Source organism: Geojedonia litorea (genome assembly GCF_042654525.1).
GTDB classification, from domain to species: Bacteria; Bacteroidota; Bacteroidia; order Flavobacteriales; family Flavobacteriaceae; genus Geojedonia; species Geojedonia litorea.
The window spans coordinates 1-987 of the sequence record NZ_JBHSGP010000018.1 but is presented as its reverse complement, the minus strand read 5'-3'; the positions used below and the strand labels follow the sequence as shown (position 1 = coordinate 987).

Genomic DNA, 987 nt, shown 5'->3' with positions numbered 1-987 from the left:
TTGTAGACCAAAATGATACAGATGACAGCGACCCAAACAACGATACCGATGGTGATGGTTACGGTAACGCCGATGAAACGGCAGCAGGAACTAATCCATCAGATAGTAATGATGTACCACAAGATACCGACAATGATGGCATCAGCGATGCTACCGATACCGATGATGATAACGATGGTGTGTCCGATACGGACGAAGCCACCAATGGCACCGACCCATTAAACGCAGACAGCGATGGTGACGGGATTAACGATGGAACTGAAGGTACCACTGATACCGATGGTGATGGTACGATTGATGCATTAGAATCCAACACAGCCGATGCCGATACCGATGGTGTTGTAGACCAAAATGATGCAGATGACAGCGACCCGAATAACGATACCGATGGTGATGGTTACGGCAACGCCGATGAAACGGCAGCAGGAACTAATCCATCAGATAGTAATGATGTACCACAAGATACCGACAACGATGGCATCAGTGATGCCACCGATACCGATGATGATAACGACGGTGTATCCGATATGGATGAAGCCAGCAACGGCACGGAGCCATTAAATGCAGACAGCGATGGCGACGGCATCAACGATGGCACCGAAGGTACCACTGATACCGATGGTGATGGTACGATTGATGCACTAGAATCCAACACAGCCGATGCCGATAACGATGGCGTCGTAGATTCCGAAGATGAAGCCAACACAGACCCAAACAACGATACCGATGGTGATGGTTACGGTAACGCCGATGAAACGGCAGCAGGTAGCGACCCTATGGATGCAAATTCCAAACCTTTGGATACCGACAACGATGGCATCAGCGATGCTACCGATACCGATGATGATAACGATGGAGTATCCGATACGGACGAAGCAACCAATGGCACCGACCCATTAAATGCAGACAGCGATGGTGACGGTATCAATGATGGCACCGAAGGTACGACAGATACCGATGGTGATGGTACGATTGATGCACTAGAAT

The 987-nt window shown here is 49.2% G+C and carries 1 pseudogene; it reads left to right on the top strand.

Annotated features, from left to right (window positions below):
* Positions 1-987: pseudogene (locus ACFO5O_RS14700) on the top strand (hypothetical protein); the annotation flags it as partial.